General features: G+C 35.0%; 9 protein-coding genes. All 9 read left to right on the top strand.

Translation table 11 applies throughout. The features are described from left to right. The first annotated feature begins 7 nt into the window (after positions 1–7). Positions 8–3,265, top strand: a complete 3,258-nt coding sequence (locus Q5N74_RS17855; protein ID WP_304390359.1) for a baseplate J/gp47 family protein — start codon at positions 8–10, stop codon at positions 3,263–3,265. Next, a complete protein-coding gene (locus tag Q5N74_RS17850; RefSeq protein WP_304390358.1) occupies positions 3,256–6,186 on the top strand; it encodes a hypothetical protein in 2,931 nt (976 codons plus the stop codon). The genes Q5N74_RS17855 and Q5N74_RS17850 overlap by 10 nt, the downstream gene beginning before the upstream one ends. 11 nt (positions 6,187–6,197) lie before the next feature. Continuing rightward, a complete protein-coding gene (locus Q5N74_RS17845) occupies positions 6,198–10,877 on the top strand; it encodes a hypothetical protein (protein WP_304390357.1) in 4,680 nt (1,559 codons plus the stop codon). Further along, positions 10,874–12,406: a contractile injection system tape measure protein gene (locus tag Q5N74_RS17840; protein ID WP_304390356.1), complete on the top strand. Its 1,533-nt coding sequence runs from the start codon at positions 10,874–10,876 to the stop codon at positions 12,404–12,406. The genes Q5N74_RS17845 and Q5N74_RS17840 overlap by 4 nt, the downstream gene beginning before the upstream one ends. A 45-nt stretch (positions 12,407–12,451) precedes the next feature. Continuing rightward, on the top strand, positions 12,452–13,300 hold the full coding sequence (locus Q5N74_RS17835; RefSeq protein WP_304390355.1) for a DUF4157 domain-containing protein: 849 nt from the start codon (positions 12,452–12,454) through the stop codon (positions 13,298–13,300). 82 nt (positions 13,301–13,382) lie between these two features. Continuing rightward, complete coding sequence (locus tag Q5N74_RS17830) at positions 13,383–17,087, top strand: DUF4157 domain-containing protein (RefSeq protein ID WP_304390354.1); 3,705 nt, start codon at positions 13,383–13,385, stop codon at positions 17,085–17,087. A gap of 12 nt (positions 17,088–17,099) precedes the next feature. After that, positions 17,100–17,969, top strand: coding sequence for a lipopolysaccharide assembly protein LapB (locus Q5N74_RS17825; protein ID WP_304390353.1), 870 nt, complete (start codon positions 17,100–17,102; stop codon positions 17,967–17,969). A gap of 139 nt (positions 17,970–18,108) precedes the next feature. Further along, positions 18,109–19,410, top strand: coding sequence for an ATP-binding protein (locus Q5N74_RS17820; protein WP_304390352.1), 1,302 nt, complete (start codon positions 18,109–18,111; stop codon positions 19,408–19,410). A gap of 839 nt (positions 19,411–20,249) precedes the next feature. Beyond that, complete coding sequence (locus Q5N74_RS17815; protein ID WP_304390351.1) at positions 20,250–20,936, top strand: response regulator transcription factor; 687 nt, start codon at positions 20,250–20,252, stop codon at positions 20,934–20,936. Positions 20,937–21,260 lie beyond the last annotated feature (324 nt).

The following is a 21,260-nucleotide window of genomic DNA, read 5'->3' as shown; positions in this document are numbered from 1 at the left end:
AAAAACAATGGGCAATTGTAACGACATAGATAAAGTATTAAAAAGAAATGGCACAGGTCAAGAAGAGCGGTTTGTTAAACAATTATATCCTGCAAATTTTGAACTGAATGATTTTGCTATTGAAGATTGGATACTTTATGCATACAATTTTGCTAAGCATGTTAAGTATTTTGACAGTTCAAGTAGCAAAATTCCTCAGGGTAATTGGCAAGATTTTTTTAACTGTTTTGATTTTACAAGTACTGAAATTTTTTCCCGCGAAAGCGAAAATAAAGCATACAATCTTCAAAAAGAACAGATTACAAAAGTGCTTTCTTCTTTTAAGGAAGCAGGAGAACTAACACCACATCTTACGCTATTTGTATGTTTTTTACAGCTTTTGGAGCAGTCAAAAAAACGATTCAATAATATAACTAAGCGTCATTTAGATTTTTATTACAAAAATATTTTACAGGTAGATAAACGTCCAGCAACACCTGATAAGGTGCACATCATTTTTGAATTGGCAAAAAAAAGTACGCAAGCACAAATTGTTGCAGAAACCCCACTAAACGCACAACAAGACAATGATGGTAACCCTCGGGTATATAAAACAATTGATGAACTTATCGCCAATCAAGCAGAGGTAGCATCTTTAAAAACCATCTATAATGATATAGATATCAAAGAATTAAAGGTAAGTGCCGTAGCAAATACTTTGGATGGACTTGAAGAACCACTGCCCGAGGAAACCCCCTATTGGTTGCCTTTTGGGTACACATCAAATGAAAATAAATTTACTGAATTACCTGATGCTACCGTTGGGTTTGCGTTAGCTTCTCCGCTTTTACTTCTCCAAGAAGGAATAAGGACTGTTGAAATTACTTTGAATTTTGATCCAGAGACTATTATTACAGGACATAAGTTGACTGATTTTAATGCTGATAGTATAGATGAAATTATTTCTATAGAAGGTAGTGGAGAAAAAGAATGGATAAGTTCTATTGCTTTAAAAAAAGAATCTGATGGGGTTACTGAAATGATCACAAATGTTAGTAGTAATAACCAACTCGTAATAGCCTTTCAATTAAGCAAAGACATTCCTGCATTGGTAAATTATAACGATGATGTTTTGCTTGAAAAATACAACACCACTTTTCCTGTGGTTCGTTTTATGATAGACACTTCATTGTCTGACGGACATGACTTTTTTCGTGCTTTAATGAATAGAACCTTAAATTCAATAATAATAAAAGTTGATGTTAAAGATGCTAAAACGGTTCATATTGAAAATGACAATGGTGTTTTAAAAGCAAATAAACCTTTCTTTCCATTTACCTCGCAACCAATAAAAAAATCTAATTTTTATATGGATTATAAGGAAGCTTTTGCTAAGTCGTGGAAAGAAATAAGCGTGAATTTTACATGGAAGAATACACCTGATGATTTTACAACCTGGTATGCTGCATATCTTGAGCCAAGTATCTCAAGAGGAAAGGCTAGTACATATATAGACGCTGTTGAGAAGGTTCCAATAGTGGATAACCCTATAGTAGATAGTGATAGTTACTTTACTGCGGAAACTGCTGTGCTTCATGCAGAAGAATGGAGTGTTGTTGATAAAGCGAAGGCTATTTTCTTAGTTGATGAAGATGAGGTAACCGAAGAAAAGTTAGGATATAAGTGCAACTTATCATTTAGTAATTTAACGAATACTTATCAAATAGATAAAGCCGGTCCCTTGCGATTGACTTTAAACAAATCATTTCTTCAAGAGTTGTTTCCTCGAATATATGCTATGGCTCTCACCGCAGAAAAAGATGATGACCCACTTATTCCCAATGAACCATATATTCCTATGGCCGAAAATATAAGTTTTGATTATACAGCAGAAGAAACTAGAACAATACCAAACCCTGCAAGTCAAGAAGAGGCTTATATTCATGAACGAATCAAGCTATTCCACATTCATCCTTTTGGGCAAAACGAAGAACACGAATATTTAAAAGAAAAAAAACAGGAAAAAGGGATTTTAGATGTTTATGATACTACAAATATCAAAACCTATTTACTCCCCAAATATTGTCATGGAGGCGAACTGTTTATAGGTTTAAAAGATGCTCAAGTTCTGCAAAACATAGCACTTTTGGTTCAAGTATTGGAAGGAAGTGAAAACCCTGAAGTGTCTTCTTTTGAAACACAAGAGACTATACAATGGGCTGTACTTTGCGATAATAAATGGAAGAGTTTAAAAGATGATATTCTGGCCAACAGCACGAGCAACTTTTTGAGCTCGGGCATAATCAAATTCACGATTCCTAGAGAAGCAACAACAGAAAATACCCGTTTGCCTGAAGGCTATATTTGGATTCGCGCTAAAATGCATAAAGCCTATGATGCGGTTTGCAAAGTGATCAATATACACGCCCAAGCGATTTTGTCCATTTTTGATGACCAAGGCAATGAACTATCCCACCTCAATGATGGACTGCCAGCTGGTGCGATTAAAAAATTAATCACGCGCATTCCCCAAGTTAAAGGTGTATCGCAACCCTACACGTCTTTTGATGGTATTCCAGAAGAGTCTGACGAAAAATTTTATAGAAGAATCAGCGAACGCTTAAGACATAAAAACCGCGCCATTACATTGTGGGATTATGAGCATTTAATTCTTCAAAAATTCCCTGAAATATTTAAGGTAAAGTGCTTGAACCATACACATATCCCTGATGAAAATAATATTATAACGGATAGCTATGTTGCAGCCGGATATGTCACTTTAATTGTTATACCAGATACCCTTAACAAAAATGTATTCGATATCTATCAGCCCCGTGTAAGTAAGGGGTTAATCAATAGAATCAAGGAATTCATCAATCAACTTAATGCGTTGCACGTTACCGCAAATGTTATTAATCCAAGATATGAAGAGGTAACGGTAGCATTGGAAGTTCAATTTTATGAAGGCTACGATAAAATTTTTTATAGCAAACAACTTGAAGTGGACATTACAAAATTCTTGTCGCCTTGGGCATTTGATACCCATGAAGCTATTGTTTTTGGTGTGGACCTCCATAAAAGTGTATTGATAGACTATATGGAAAAGTTACCGTATGTGGATTATCTGCAAAACGTCATTATAAAAAAAGGATTTAATGATATGGGTAATGTGGTTGTGCCGTCAAACCCAAGGTCCATTTTGGTGTCTGCAAAAACTCATAGCATAAGTACTGAATTAACACCCTGTAAAGGTGTAAAACCACAAATAAACTTGATATGTCAATAAAAAATACTCATACGGATATACCAAAAAAGGTGGCAACCCATGATGACTTAGACTATTATTATCTAAGAAAGTTGGGCATACAGTATATCGAGGAATTGGGAGGTGGTTTATGGACGGATTTTAACGCGCACGACCCCGGAATAACCATGATGGAAATGCTCTGTTACGCCATTACAGATTTAGGGACTAGGATAGATATGCCTATTAATGATTTGCTGGCTTCACAGAATAAAGACGAACAGTTAGCAAATCAATTTTATAGAGCATCAGATATTTTTCCCACAAAACCAGTAACGAAAGAAGACTATAGAAAGCTATTCATAAACATTGAAGGAGTAAGGAATTGTTGGTTAACAATCGCAGAGAAAACGGTGTATGTAGATTGTAAAAATGATGTTTTATCCTATGATGCTTCAAATTTTGAAACGATTCCAAACGGATTCAAAAGAGAATACAATTTTAAGGGGCTTTATAATATTTTGGTCGATTTTGAAGGTCTTGATGAGTCATTAACGGATGACGAGCGAGAGATTGAAATCAATAGGATTAGTAATGACATTCGTGTAGAATATCATAAAAATAGAAACCTTTGTGAAGACATTATCTATATTTCAGAAATAGGTAAGCAACCAATTTCGGTTTGTGCTAGCATAGAAGTATTTCCAGAATCCGATGAAGAACTTATCCATGCTAAAGTTCTCAGAGCCATAAATGAATACTTTTCAACCACATTACACTTTTATTCTATAAAAGAAATGCTTGGTAAAGGCTACACTTCAGATGAAATATTTGAAGGGCCTTTATTGGATAAAGGATTTATAGATCCTAAGGAATTGAAAGAAGCGGAGCTGAGAAGTGAAGTGCGGTTATCGGATATCATGAAAATTATCATGAATATTGAAGGTGTAAAACTTATAAAAGATATTTCTATAGGTCATTGCGATTCGAACGAAGACCTTTTGAATAAGTGGTTAATCTGCATAAAAGAAAACAAAAAGCCATTTTTGTGTGACAAAAGTACGTTCAGTTATAGTAAAGGAGTACTACCTTTAAACATTAATCAATTTCAAGTCGCTGTTTACTTGAAAGAATTAGAGGATGCTGCCATTTTAGAAAACGTCATTCTAGATGATGAAAAAGACCTTGAATTTCCACAAAGTACTTTTCGTTCACCAGGAGGCTATACAACCATTCAGAATGATTTCCCCGAAACCTATGGAATAGGCCAGTCGGGTTTGGCGGCTAGAGCTACGGAAATCCGAAAATCCCAAGCTAAACAACTCAAAGGCTATTTGCTTTTTTTTGATAAAATATTGGCTGGATATTTCCAGCACTTGTCTAAAGTGGGGCAGCTGTTGTCTGTAAACGGAAATCTTAATAAAACATATTTTACGCAAGCGGTTGAAGGTCTTAAGGATTTTGGTGAACTCGTGAGTGGTTATCCTAGTGATGATGATGCTATAACTGATTTGCTGTTTGATAAACAAGATAATAACATTGAGCGTAGAAACAAAGTGTTAGATCACTTATTGGCACGTTTTTCTGAAAAATTTGGGGAGTATGCATTCTTGATGAAAACCCTGTATGGTAATGCCTCCAGCGAGATTGTATTGGCAAACAAGAAAGCGTTTCTTAAAGATTACAGGGCTATTGGTTTAGAAAGGGGGTGTGCTTTTAATTACTTCAAACAAGGTGAAGAGAACCTTTGGGATACTGACAATATTTCGGGGGTACAAAAAAGAATAGCACGCTTGTTGGGAGTGAAAAACTATAATAGAAGGGTGTTGAGCTCTTCCTTTGTAGATGTGCGCTCTTTTGTGAATACAGATTCAAAAACTGTTTTTAAATGGCGTATTAAGGATGAAAATACAGCAGAAATCCTTTCTTCACCGGAAGAGTTCAATACGCTTTCTTCTATTCATAAAGAACTATATCTAGCGGTTTTACTCATCATCCAAACTTCTGAAGAAGGGTTTGAAACATTGTTTAAAGAATTAAAACAGCAGGGCTCAACATTATTAAACAATACGATTATTGGGAATATAAGGATACTTGTGTCTGACAGCGGGATATATTCATTTGATATTGTTGATTTAAGCAAGTCTGTCGACGTTCTTGGCTATAGTATTGCAAGGCATCCCAAAACATTCAATACGGTTTCAGATCTGGAAGCGGGCATTTTAAGTGTTATTTCCTTTATGAAATTCAGATTCACGGAAGAAGGTGTTTTTCTAGTGGAGCATATATTGCTTCGTCCAGATATTACTCAAGATTCAGCGACCCCTTTTCTGCCAATTTGCACGGATAATTGTGAGGACGAATGTGGTATTGACCCTTATTCGTATCGTGTTAGCATTATTATGCCTGGATATACTTATAGGTTTTCAAATCCCGATTTCAGGAATTATATGGAAATGATTATCAAAGAAGAATTGCCCGCACACATCCTGCCTAAAATATGTTGGGTAGGGCATCGTGAAAATGATTTGGATAATATAAAAGAACAAAAGCTTCAGCAACTTGAAAATGAAAAGAATTCCTTTTTAAAAGAGGTTGATGAGCAAATACTAACCTTGCAAAACACAGAACCACCGCTAGAAGGTGAAGCAGCTCAAATAACGGCATTGGAAGTTCAAAGGGTAGAGATAAAACATGTTTTTGAAGAAAGAAAATCGGCATATCTGGATAGTGTTAAAGATAAAATGAACGATTTGGCAGAATTCGAAGAAAAATACAAGGCCTTTTTATTGGCAAAAACAGCGTTGGATCACGAACAACCTGACGAACTTGAAGCCCTTATGGCCGCTATGGGAAATCTAAACACTATTTACCCGGTTGGTCGTCTGTTGGATTGTGATGATGAAAGTGATGACATGGAAGGGAAAATAATATTAGGACAAACGAATATAGGAACACTATAAAAAATACTAGAATGAAAAAGCTCACTACCATAACAACGCAGTATAGTAAATTTAGTGATAACCAAGTGCTTACAAAAGGACAGCTAAATGAGTTTTTAGACTATTTTGAAGACCAAGACCATCTATCTAGAATAGCCCTAAGCGGCGTAGGCATAGTTTGTGGTTTTAAATTAATATTCAACACTGCCTTAAAACAAATTTCAATAAGCAAAGGCTATGGGGTTACTACAGACGGCGATTTGTTAACTTTAACAGAACCCAAACCCACAGCACAGGGAGCACCTCAAGAAAAAGGGGTGCAATTAATAAATAGTAACTCAAAAAACTATACCCATTACAGGGTTTTTGAAGACAACAAAGCTAATTATAAATCTTTTATTGATGCAAGTAATACTCAAATAGAACTCCTAGAAATTTTTTCTCAATCTGAAATAGACATGTCAAGTGGAGTGTATTCTAGTTTAAATACCTTGGAAAATATTGAAGATAAAGTGGTTTTGCTATATCTTGAAAATTATCCAAAAGAAGGCGATTTATGTACAGCTCTTGATTGTGACAACCAAGGCATTGAGCAAATTGCCAGATTGCGTGTACTTTTAATATCAAGCGATGATGCCGTATCAATTGCTAGTCAGGATTCAATATTAACGGAACATAGTGTTGAGGAATATTTAAAATTACCTGAAATAGCTGTGTTACGGGACATTATGAACGCTAGCAATACTAAAGATTATCAAAGTTTGAAGCAACGATATTTCAATGTAATAAACAATGAAACGGTAAAAATTCTAGGAGAAAATTTAGATATTATCCTAAAGAAATTCAATAAAGATACTATTTCAGGAAAGATCTTATCACTTTTAGGAATGAGTAGTTCTGCCATTCCTATAGATTTTCAATATCGCTATGATGTTTTAAAAGATTTGGTTGATACATATTCAGAAATTAAAAACTTGTTACTTCATCTTAACGTCCTATGTTGCCCATCCATAGGGGCATTCCCAAAGCATTTATTATTAGGAAGATTAAATGAAGTTAATCAACAATACAAATCACTGCGTCATAATTTTTATAGGTCGCCTATTGTAGGTCGTGAAGATGATGATTTGCAAAAAGTAAAGAGTTTATTAAATAGGGCACAAGATTTAGTGACGAATTACGTAAAAGAATCTAAAGGTTCAGAAATTAAAATAACCCCATCGCAAGCCCATGGTGTTTTAAGCAATAAAACCATACCGTTTTATTATCAAGTAAATAAAGATTTATTGAACCATTGGAGTCATAATAAGTACAAAAATTTCACACAAACACATAACCTTAGTTACCATACAGAAAATTTATCGTCATCACCATTTGTTAAAACACCACTTTTATATAATATAGATAGCTTTAATTTCTTAAGAATAGAAGGCATTCAAGGAAAATCCTACATAGACGCCTTAGGTCAGGTAATGGCAATAAAAGAGACATACGGATTGAGTTTTGATGTAAAAACACTTTCCGTAAATGCAACCATCAAGAGTATTGATATAAACGATTATAAATGTCAATTTGAAGATTTAAGTATTCTACTCAAAGCTTGGAGAACAGAACAAAACTGTATTCTTGCAGAAATGAGCCAATTTTTCTCCGGATTTAGTACCATAGAAGCTGGAACAAATGTGGTGGCAATAGACAAAGGCTACGATTTACCTGTCAAGCTGCCCGTTAAAGAAACTAGGGAGATTGAAGTTCTTAACGATAAAATTAAAATACTGGAACTTAAGCTATTAAAAGATTCTAAAAAAAACGATAATCCTATAATTTTTGGAAAAGATAATCTTATAATTGAAGCGTTCAAAGAGTTAAAGTATAATGAATTATATACTCAAAGGGATTATGGTAAAAATAATATTGTTAGAGAACAATTAACAATCGAGGATAACACGCTAGGTAACCTTTTAGCAAATACGTTTGATAAAGTTGGTGAAGATTCAGCAAACAACATTTTGGCTAATTTTAAAGAGATTGCCCAAAAAATTATGGCCACCAAAGTTTGGGAAACAGAAGCCTTATTAGCTAAATTTATATTTGAGGATATAGCAGGTACTTTAGTGTATGCCTATGTTTTAGATAATAGAATTCCAACGGGAATTCTAGAAATCGACAATACGACAGTATCACAATATAAACTTACTATAGACGAATTATGTAAACGGATAAAAGGTTTGCAAACTAAGTATCAAAGCACAAATATAAAGGAGGGATCTAAGCAAATATTGGGATTGTTGATCAATCAGATGTCCACGGTATGCTGCTCGGGAAAAAAACTGGAAATATTATTAGAAGAAATTGAAGAAAGAAAATCTGCTATTTTAAACCAAATTAAGCTTTCGGAATTCGTCAAAAAACACCCTGGGCTTAGGCATCAGGCAGGTGTTCCTATTGGCGGTACTTTCGTTATGGCCTATCTCACAGAAAATGCGACAGACCAACTAACTTACGAAACAGTACGCATGGAATTAGCTTTCAAATCGCAACCAAATTTAGAGGACAGTAAAGAACCCAATGAAGGCTTTATAAAATTATGGGATGAAAGAGCGAGTACCAAGTTTGTGTTTGTGGATGATCGTAAAAAAATCGTTGAAATAAGAAATGGGTTAACCAAAACAGATAAATATACCACCGTAGGTATCGGCCAAACAGTAGAAGAAACGGTATATAATTTAGCAGAATTTTTCAACTATGTATGGAGTGTGGCTGGTTTTTCAAAAAAATGTAAAGCGACTGCAAGAAAGAATGTATTGGTAATTGAATTAATAGATCAGCCTATTAAAAAAAATGAGAATTATATTGAGTTTAGTGATTCAGGAATTTTTGGTCAATCTATTCGTCTTACTAAAGATTTAGAAGCAAACAGAAAAATTTTCTTTGGAGAAAACTCAACCATAGCAGGGAGTATTACCTCAAAAAACACGATTATAGCAGATTTTTCGTTGCCTTATATATGCTGTTCAGATTGTTCGCCTATTAATTTTATAGTACCTAGGGAGTCTATATCCTTAAGCTTGCCTAAAGATTCGATTTGTTTGGAAAAAGGCACAGAAGCTTTAACGTTTACTATTGCTCCAAAAGATGGTGAAGTTCAGGCTTTAGTAAATGAAGGTGTTAACGGTGGCGTCATTCAAAATGATAAAGGTGAGTATCAATTTGATGCCAATGTTTTGGATCCAAGCCTGTATGGAAAAACTATTGAATTTACGGTAAACGGACAAGATACCACCGCAAGAATTATTGTAAATAAAAAGGCTACTGCCCAAGTATCAACTACCGTTAGGTACAATGATGATAAAAAATCAGCAGCCGTAACCTATAAAGTAGACGCTCAGAGTGTTTTGGGTACAACCAAGTTCACTTGGGATTTTGGTAAAGGAAATTTAGAAGATAAAACTCCTGATGGGAATAATGAAGTAATAGAAAACTATGATTTGCCCGTAAACTCTGAAAATACCATCAAACCGAATTTAATCATTTTCAATGGTGCTTGTGAAAGCCCAATTGAGATAAAACCTATTACTTTTCAAGACTCTGTTGTTGAGTTGGATATAGATGGTTCACTATTTTGTATAGACCCAAGTAAAAAAGAAACCTTAAAAATATCATTTAATCTAAAACCCGATGGTGCCAAACTGGAAGTAAATGGAGACCTAAAAGGCATAACAATCGTAGATAAAGTGATAGTTGTGGATTCCACAAAATTTTCAACATACGGTACTCCCATTGGTTTTGCTGTTGATGGAAATGCTATGGTGACTCCAACCATAAGCATCATAAATAAATCTGATTTTGCAAGTTTTGATAGTTCGCCAAAAAATCCATCTGTAAGTCAAGGAACAAAATCAGTGAAGATAACTTTTGAGATAACAGGATTAACCAATCAACAGAAAAAGGAATATGGTTTTAATTGGGATTTTGGTTTTGAAGCAACATCTGATAAACCTGATACTTTCCATGAATTCGACATTTCTAATCAAAAAGTAGGTAATGTTTTGTTTCCAGTTACTTTAGTGATAAAAGGTGGCCCATGTGGTGCCATAGAAATTTCCAAAAATATCACCATTACTATCAATAAAACGGAAGTTGATACCGATAAGCCTGAAAATTGCATTGTAACTGTTGAGAATGCCATTAAATCAGAAAGAAAAGCTTTAAATACTAATGTTGATTTACAGGGCGATCTTATAAAAGCAATATTGCTGCCAACTATAAATTTATTTGATGAGGTAATTAAGAATATGCCAGAGTACCTTAATGGAAATAAAAACAACAATTTAAATAACCTTTTTAATGAATTAATTCAAAAAACTGCTAAAAGTTTATTAGTAAATACAGGAAATGACATTGTAATAGGAGTACTTTCAGATTACCTAAGGGCGCAAATAAAATTATTTTATAACATACTGCATTGTCAGTCAGAACGTGCTATAGCTAAGGATGTTAATAGTATTAATCCTGTGATTCAAGTGATTCAATCTATTTTAACCGATTTAAGAAAAAATAAGGTTCTTTTCGATAGGGGCAGGCCAAAGCCAACAGATTCAGAAGGTACCCTTAGAGCATTTTTAAATGGTTACATTAATGATCCTCAAGCGCCAGAAACTCTTAAAGAAGGAATAAATATACTCATTAAATTAATACTACCTATTCAGTGATTACGGAGCAAAAACATATCATAAATAAGGTTTTTCTTGAGGTTGACGTCAAGAGTATTAGCGTTGCGTATAAGCTAAAGGATAATCTAGATGTGTTTTTAAAAGAGGATGTACTCCCTTATTTAGAGCGTTATTTTAATAGTATAGAGCATAAACTTCCTGCTGATATTGTTCAACTTCCGCAATTAAATTTGGAGGTCTACGTAGACGGTCACAACAATTTTGAATTATTAAAAAAAGATACAAGAGAAAAGCTTGTAAAGGAAATAGATAAATTGATAAAAGATCCAAGGCCATCAGAAAATCTAATTTTGATTAATTATGAAGAGCGCCAAATACAAACCTTACTGTTTTTTATAGAGCATGGCTACGCACCTTGGTGGAAAACTGCTACTGGAAGTGTGTTGTTTACTTTGGCAGATTTCAAACGATGTTTATCTAGCGATGCATTTCAAAATAAATTTGTGACGTTGCTTAAAAAGAATAGTGTTAAAAAACGTTGCATACTTCAATTTGAAAATAAAGAATTGCAATTGCTTTTAAATACCATTTTTAAATCTGAAAAGGAAGCAGAATTATTAAACACAGAAGTTATTGGTAAACTCAAACCCTTGCGGTCATCTTCAAGAATGTTTATATGGACTACGATTATTGATTATATGTTATCAAAAAACGAAAAAGTTCTTATTCAGAAGCTATATGCCAAACTTGTTGAAGAAATAAATATTAAAGATGAAAAGGCTCAATTTTTTGCCGAAACAACATTAATCATTCTAAAACAATTACTTAGAATAAATAAAGAGATTACGATTACTGTCCTGAAAAGACCAGCGGGTGAAACATCTCAAAAAAAGGAGACCCTATCAGAAAGTATCCTCTCTCTGTGTTCTGAAATTGGACTTTCGGACAAAGCGGGAAGTGTCTTGAAACCCGTCGGAAATCAAAAAACATCAAAAAAAAATAAAATAAAACCTCTTGGCAATAATAAGGTGAAACAGGGCATAGCTTATGAAGAAAATAGTAACGATAGCAACCCAAAAACATACTATGTTCAAAATGCGGGACTTGTGATAGTGCATCCCTATATTTCCCATTTTTTACAAAATTGCAGACTTTTAAAAGACGACAATACCTTTATAGACAGGGAAATGGCCGTGCATGCATTGCATTATTTGGCAACTAAAAAAGAACAGCAGTTTGAGAGCGATATGGTATTTGAAAAATTCATCTGCGGAATTCCTATAAAAGATAGCATAAATAGGCATATTAAATTATCAGAAGATATAAAAAATCAAGCCGAAGAACTTCTAAAAGCTGTCATAGAAAATTGGGGGGGCTTGGGAAGTGCTTCAACCGATTTACTTCGCAACGAGTTCTTACAAAGGTGTGGGAAGTTGAGTTTTAATGATGATAATCCAAAAATTATTATAGAAAGAAAAACGCAGGATATTTTGGTTGACAAGCTTCCATGGGGAATTGGTGTTTTTAAACTCCCATGGCTTGATAAATTGATTTTTATAGATTGGTAACCAAAGAATTTAAGAAGAGAAAAGCATGTAAAACACAATCAAACCATGAAAAGAAGATATTTAAAACCACCACCAAGTCAAGTATTGGGTGGGGATCCATTTATTAAACCTAAAGTCCAGACCAAGTTGACTATGGGGAAATCTGAGGATAAATATGAAGTGGAGGCAGATAGCATGGCAGACCAAGTGATAAACAATACCAAAAACGGAGATGCTGTTCAAAAAATGGGTGCTACCGAGGAAGAAGTACAGCAAAAACCACTGGCCGCATCAATTTCACCGGTAAAGCTCGATACCATGAAAAAGGAAGAAGAACCCGTTCAGGCTATGGAGGAAGAAGAGCCAATTCAAGCCAAGGAAGAGGAAGAACCTGTCCAGGCTATGGAAGAGGAAGAGCCGGTGCAGACCATGGAAGAGGAAGAGCCCGTTCAACGTCAGGAAAACGAACAGATGTCTCCAGAAGACGAAGAAGCTATTCGTGAAATGAAAGAAGCAGGTGAAATTCCTATTCAACCTAAATTAGGGGAAGATCAGCTGCAGACCAAATCCAACAAACCATCGGGATCGGGGCCGTCTTTAGAAAGTAGGTTAAAACAAAGCAAGGGAGGTGGCATTAAAATGGATGCTAAAACTCGGCAGCAAATGGAATCACGTTTTGGTACCCATTTTGGCAACATCCGAATTCATACCGATGCCAATGCCATACAAATGAGTAAAGAACTCGGTGCGCAGGCCTTTACACATGGCAACGACATTTATTTTAATAAAGGCAAGTACAATCCGAACTCCAAGGAAGGCCAACACCTCTTGGCGCACGAACTGACCCATACCATACAGCAAAAAGGAGGAAAGATAAAATCAAAGGACCAAGAGGGAGAAGTTCCTATGGAATAAGAGGGGCGGGTTATAAGGGTGGCCCATAAAAATTCCAAATTTAATTTTTAACCACCAACTTAGAGCTAAAAAACAATTAAAATTGCAACACCTAGCAGCAACCATGTTTGCAACGGCACAAAAGGCAAAAGCCAAACCCAAAAACGCATCTCTTTTTCAAGGGGATCGGGACACCGATGCCTTTATCCAGCCCAAACTTAATATTGGAAAGTCTGGAGATCAGTACGAGGTCGAGGCCGACCGGGTTGCTGATACCGTTGTTTCGGGGGACAGTGAGCAACACAATCCATTTTTTGGTGCATCACCCAAGGTACGGCAACAAACGCAAGAGGAAGATATTCAGGAAAAACAAACCGAAGATAAAAAAGAAGCCTCACATATTCAAAAAAAAACGTTAGCAGAGACTATAACACCTTTGGTTCGCAAACAACCCGAAGAGGAGCAGCTACAGGAAAAGGAAGCCATCGGTGAAGACATTCAAAAGAAGACGTTGTTTGAAAATCGGTTACAGGAAAAGTCAGATGCTAAATTGTTAGTTCCCCATATTCAAAAACAAGAGGAGGTTCAGGAAAAAGAAAACGAAGTCAAGTTACAAGAAAACTCTGTTCTTCAAATGAGTGAAGAACCAGACACGGATGTTGAGGAGGAAACCATACCAGTACAGACAAAATCCAATGAGGAAACTGCAGCAACCCCATCTATTGAATCTCAATTAAACAATTCTATAGGACGTGGGTCGCCTTTGTCTGAAGCCACAAAAAGTACTATGGAATCAGGATTTGGTACTGACTTCAGTAATATTAGGGTGCATAAGGACAGCAATGCCATACAGATGAACCAGCAATTAGGATCCCAAGCCTTTGCTAGTAGTAATGATATCTATTTTAACGAAGGTAAATACAGTCCTGAGAGTGACTCTGGAAAACATTTATTGGCACATGAGCTTACACATACAGTACAGCAAGGAGCATCCGTACAACCCAAAATAATTCAGAAGACCAATACTCCATCTGCCACTGAGGAGACAGCGGAAAGAAACTTTATTGATACCGATGAGGGTACGTTGGATCTTAGGGATGGCAAAAAAGAGATTCACATAAAAAAACTTGACATACCTAGTTTCAAAAAAGTGGCAGGATTTTATCCTGCCACACCGTTTAGGCTTCCTCCAAGAGAAGAAAGAAACACTAACCAGAGGCAAAATTGGGACACCCATATTAAAAACAATGATGAAGGGCTTGATCAAAAATTACAAGATTTATACAGTCAACAAATTCCAGCGGAAGTAGGTGCTGGAACCGAACCGAGGTACTACTTGAAAGTTAAAAATGCTAACTATAATATTATTGGAACACAAACTGAGATTAAAAATAGAGTTTTAAGACCATTTTGGGATCCGACGGGGAATTTCCAATTTTATCATGTAGATCATCAAAACGAGATACAATTAGGAGGCGCCGCAGTAGATGTTATTCCAAACTACTGGCTGTTAGACGCTAACTCTAATATGGCTTCTGGAAGGATGATCAAGACGAATAAAGATACCAAGCTAAGAGGTATTCTTGGTGATGCAAGAACTTCTGATAACTTTGACGTAGTTCCAGGAGCAATAAACGATGTTAGAGGACAAGATTATACAATTTTGGTCGATGAAGTAGGCGCCAGTGAAACACAATTTGATATCAAGACAATCACGGCAACTGAAGCTCAACAAGGAAAAGCTACTGAAGGTTTATCTTATCTGTCTAGTGCTGAATTACAGGCATTAAGAGGTTCTCCAAATGAACTGGTTATTTTCTTCAATCAATTGGGGGGTATGTCTAGAAGAATTCCTTGGGAACCAGATATGACTACGCAAGCAGATTTATCTGGTATGTCAGGAGGAGCCAGGATAGGTGAAAATTTTGAGTTACTGACAATAAACTACACACATGGCTCTGGAGGCTCTATAACCGGTCGTGCATTTCAAGACAACACCTTTATTCAAAATGAAACTCTAACAATGGAATTACAATCATCCCCAATTGTAGAGTATGGTGGGGTTATTCCTAAAAGAAGTCTTACTGCTGAAGCTAATAAGCTAATTGCAAAGCACCTAAGTCCAATTTCATTTTCTGAAATAGATTTTATTCCAGATAAAGGAATATACGCGGTGGGCAAAATTAGAGCATCGCTACCTGTTATAGAAAATGCTGAGGTAGATATTTTGATTGATGGAAATACAGTTAGAATTTTTAAAACCTTCAGTACAGGTGAGTTTAATGTTCCTTCACCATTTGAAATCCATGATTCTTCATTAACTGTCTTTGCTGGAACAGAAGGGCTTGGAATTGAAGGTAGAGTAGATTTCGGCATCAACAACGTCGGCGAAGGTCACATCGGAGCATCCGCTTCAACATCAGCAGGCTTCGAACTAGAAGGAGCATTCAATTTTGATTCCGAACTTTTCGATCCTGCCGAAATAAACGTAGAATACAAAGATAATATTTGGAACATTGGCGGAGAAATCGGCATCCCCGAAGGTAAGGTAAGAGGCGTTAAAAATGCTACCATAACGGCAACATACAGCGAAGGCAACTTTGCGGCAACGGGCGAGGCCGAACTAGACATTCCCGGCATCCAAAGGGGCACTATGACCGTCAACTATGGCGAAGAAGGCTTCTCCATCAGTGGCAATTTCGACCTCAGTGACGATATTCCAGGAATCCAAGGCGGAAATGTCGAGGCTCGAGTCTCGAAAGCCGAGGGCGCAGAAAACTATGATGTTTTCGTGTCGGGTACTGCAATACCTGATATTCCAGGAATTAGTACATCACTGACTGTAACTTATGACAATGGTGCATTAACTATAGTGGGTTCTGCAGCTTATAGCAGAGGTATGTTAAGTGGCTCTATTGAAGTGGGTGCCACCAATAGAACCATCGGAGAGGACGGCCAGCCAACGGGTGAACCAGACGATACCATGCGCGTATATGGCGGTGGAACGTTGACCTTGCAACTCACACCATGGTTGGCTGCTACAGCAGGGGTCAAACTCTTGCCAAATGGCGAAATTGAAGTGACGGCACGCTTGGCAACGGACACCTACGATGTATTTGCAAGAAGGGAATTTAACAGAAACCTGTTTACGGTGCCCACCATCGAGATTCCTATATTTGCAATCCCATTAGGTCCAAGAAGCCTTGGTTTAGTAGCACAAATAAGCGGAGGTCTTGATTTTACAGCTGGTTTTGGCCCTGGTCAACTAAGAAATTTATCAGCAGAAATCACGTATAATCCTGCTAGAGAAGATGAGACCATCGTAACCGGTCATGGTGAATTCGGTATTCCTGCGGATGCAGGATTAACATTGCGAGGTGATCTTGGTTTAGGCCTTAGTGTAGGTATTGCGAGTCTTTCTGGAGGTATAGAATTAGCTGGAACTTTAGGACTTGAAGGAGAAGCTTTGGCATCAGTAGATGTGAGCTGGAGCCCTCAAACCGGAATTATCCTAGATGCGGAAGGACGAGTTACTGTAAACCCTAAGTTTACATTTGATGTTAATGCCTTCGCCAGAGCTAGCTTGGGAATTGGATTCCTTTCCATCTCTGAAACTTGGAGGCATAATTTGGTTTCCTTCTCATGGGGGCCAGACATTCAGTTTGGATTGGTATTCCCAGTACATTACCAAGAAGACCTACCGTTTGATATCTCTTTTGATGATCTTGAAGTCATTTATCCAGATTTAGATGTAGTAGATATGGCAGTAGATCTTGCTAGGGATATAAAAGATGATATGTTTGATTAAAAGAAAAAAAATATGGAAAAAGCTATCGAAAAAAATAATAAAGGCGTAGCACATTTTTTTAGAGAGGATTTTAAAAAAGCGAAAGCCTTTTATGAAGAAGCACTTGAAAATGACGAAAATAACGCAACGGCTTTAAATAACTTGGGGTTACTCTTTCATCAAAAGGAAGAGTATGAGGAAGCTGTTTCGTGTTATAACAAAGCTTTGAAAGTGAATATAAGCGACACCTATTTTTTAAATCTTGCGAACACACTAGTACACCTCTCTAGGCACGAAGAAGCCGAGGAAAACTATAAGAAATGTCTTGAGATAAATCCTGACAACTTAAACGCGAAAATTAGCTTGGCCAGATTCTATCAATTCAATGGAAAGCCAGAAAAGAGTATTGGAATTTGGGAAAATATAGTCAGTAGCTTCAATAATTTCGCGTACAAGCTTGAACTCGCCAAAAATTATATAGCGATAGGTATGCACGAAAAATCACTGTCTTTGCTTTCGTATCTTTCAAAAATGGGTGATAATAGTGAGGTTTGTTATTATATCGGTATTTGTGAACTTCATCTAAAAAATTATGGTTTAGCTGAAATTGCCTTAAAACGCTGTTTGGGCTTAGAACCTGATGATTTTAATGCTCGCCACTATCTATCAGTAAATTATTTGGGAAAAGGTGATTATAAAAATGCCCTAAAGGAATTGGATTTCTTAATTAAAATCTATCCGAAAGAACTTAAAGTGAAACTTGACAAAGCAATTATCCTTTTAAATCTTAAAAAACACAAGGAATCTTTAAAGCTAATTGATGAAGTGCTCAAGACTGATTCCAAACATGAAAAAGCTCTACGCTATAGAGTCATTGTAGCAAAACTCTTAGAAACCTTATAAACCTCAAAATATAAAATCATGCAAACACTAATACACCTTTCAAACGAACTTGAATTATTTCTCCTAGAAGGAAAATAATGTGGTATTCAATAGAAAAAAACGTATAAATGGATTTACTCATTAATTAAAGGAATTAATAATGAAGTTACTTTTTGAATATTTTTTTAATCGTTTAGATGCTCGACTTTCTCTTGAATTGAAGAAGGAAAGCAAGGTTGTAGACTTTCCTAAGATTAAACCTCAAAATTCGTTTTTAGAACGCTTTATTATTGATGAAACTTTAAACGAAAATGAAGTTTTATTGCTGTTATTAGTGCTAGTGCCTCACATAAAACCAAATTTTTTGAGTACTATTATTTCAGATTATTTTCCCGCAGGCGGAGAATTTCCTGAGTTTGGTGGCGTGAAGGGTAAAAATCATAGAGGTATTTTACCAACGGGTGAAACTGCGGTCTATATTTTGGCAGGCAATGACTTAAAAAAGCGGTTTGAAGCCATTAAATGGATTCAGTTAGAAAATAAATTGATAAAAAGTAATGTTATTGATATAGTTGGTGCCGAACGTGGAGAACCATTGTTGAGTGGACAATTGGTTCTAGATGCCGAATATTTACATTTATTTATAACGGAAACTGTTTTGAAACCAAAAATGTCAAGCAATTTTCCTGCTCAATTAATTGAAACTGGTTTAGTTTGGGAAGATTTAATTCTCAATAAAAAAACATTGGATCAAATCAAAGAAATTGAGATATGGTTAAATTATAATGATATCCTATTACAGGATTGGAAAATGAAAAGTAAAATTAAACCGGGGTTTAGAGTGATGTTTTATGGGCCTTCTGGGACAGGTAAAACATTGACAGCTAATTTGCTGGGTAAATACACGAACCGAGATGTATATAGGGTCGATCTGTCGTTAGTCGTGTCAAAATTCATTGGAGAAACTGAAAAGAATTTATCAAAACTATTTAATAAAGCGGAAAACAAAGATTGGATTTTGTTTTTTGATGAGGCTGATGCCCTTTTTGGAAAACGTACTAATGTTAGGGATGCGCACGATAAATACGCTAATCAAGAAGTTTCTTACTTGTTGCAGCGCATCGAATCCCATCCAGGATTGGTTATTTTGGCATCGAATTTTAAGGGCAATATAGATACTGCCTTTTCGAGACGCTTCCAATGTATGATTGAATTCGAGCTTCCTAGTGCGACAGAACGCCTGGAACTTTGGAAAAATAATTTACCAAAAACGGTTTCGATAGAAGCATCAGTCTCTTTAGAAGAACTTGCAAAAAAATATGAGATAACAGGAGCAAATATTGTAAACATAGTACAGCATGCTTGCCTAAAAACTATAGCAGGTAAACATAAGTGTATACAAAAAGATCATATTTTAGACGGCATAAAAAAAGAGTATCAAAAAGAAGGTAAATCTTTGTAACTATTTTTTTGTAAAAATTTCATTCAAGTTATTTGAAATTGTACATTTTTCACTCCCTTAAAACCTATAAATTAGATTTGCTAATTCATAAATTAAAATTAAGATCGTTTTGCTTTTATGTAAAACCGTTTACTTAATGTAAAATTTAATTTTCTGGAATGAATCTGTTCCTTTCAAAGTTTTTGATTTCATCAAAGCGAGTGATAGTTTTGATAATTTAAAAGTCTCAATTTATTTAATATTTAATAGAAGTTTATTTACAACAATTCTGTATTAAAGAAGTTAACAGGGAATTATTTTACTAAAATTCGAAACAAAAATAGGTTTTTTTGTTTGATTTTGTTCTTAAAGAAGAGTAACGGTCTGTTAAAGATAAAATGTTTTTTCCTTAATAACTTTTTCAGTGTAAGCTATGAAATTTGATTATCAGAAACTCACATAAATAGGTTCACTTCGGTTAGAAAATTAAGGTGTAAATCATTTAATATAGTTATTGGACACAATTTATATAAAGCGAATATATTCAATAATTTTACATTATGGAATTCATAAAGAAAGAACTTTATTGTAGCTTAATCTTTAGTGTTATTTTTTTGTTGATTTTCTTTACAAAAGTTGTTTAGTTTGTTGAAAATCAGTAAATTTAAATTATGTATAAGCATTTGTGCGTCTATGCCTTAGATGTATTCGTGTAACTTATAATATCTCTCATACATATTTAGATTTCCCTATAAATCTAAAAATTAGATTAGTTAATTAATAGAAGAAAAATAAAAGCTGTTTTGCTTTTTTAATAAGCGAATGAGTTTGTTTTATAATATTTAATGAGATCTTTTTTTATGAGTTTTAATGGGAATCATAATATAGCTAACAGTCTTGGAGATAAATCTGATGAATATAAAATTTCAGATTTCACCAAAGCGTGCGATTGTCTTGATAATTTGCAGATATCAATTTATTTAATTGAGAAAGAAAAATTTATTTACAGTAATTTAGCGTTAGAAAAGATTATTGGAAATTATGCCTCAATAATTTTAAATAAGAATTGGGATTATTGGTTTGATATTGTTAGTAAGGATGAGTTGTTGTTTGTTAAAAGTAAAATCAAGACTTTTTTTTCGGTACCTTATCTAAATACCCCCTTTATTTTAAAGTATCATATTATTGATGAAAATGGTAAAAAAATATTCTTAAGACACGAGTTGTTACTACACTATTTAGAAGGACATGTTTTAGCAATTAGTTATTTTTTTGATATTACTGAGAAAGAAAGGATTGAGGCTTATTTTAAAATTACCAATGAGAAGTATAAGCACTTCTGTGATAAAACGGAATTAATTTCACCTAGAGAGAAAGAAGTTTTGAATTTAGTGGCTGATGGTTATTCTTCTAAACAAATAGCAGATAGGCTTTTTATTAGTAATCATACCGCTATATCTCATCGTAAAAATCTTATTGAAAAATTTAAAGTAAAAAACACAGCACAACTGATTAAAAGAGCATCCAGAAGTATAGAATTATGGTGATATATATCCTAGTTTTTTTTCTCTGAGATTATTGTTTTTAGAATTTGTAATGGCCATTTTAAACAGTTTATCGAATGGGTCTTACATGTGTATAATTTAAGTTTGTTGCCAATATTTTGAGGTTATAATTCGGGCTTTATTATAATTTAAACATATCGAAATTAAATCTTAAATTCAGCCCATAAAGGGTAGTGGTCTGATATAAGCCAGGATAGACTATGATTTGTTAATCGGCGGTTTTTAAGCGCAAAAGGGACAAAGTCGTAATTACCTCCATTTAAAAATTCCATAGAAAGTTTAGGGCCATTTGTTTGGCTGTTAAAC

This window comes from Mariniflexile sp. AS56 (assembly GCF_030552475.1).
Lineage (GTDB): Bacteria > Bacteroidota > Bacteroidia > Flavobacteriales > Flavobacteriaceae > Mariniflexile.
The sequence above is the reverse complement of the archived record's forward strand: the minus strand, read 5'-3'. Positions and strand labels throughout refer to the sequence as shown.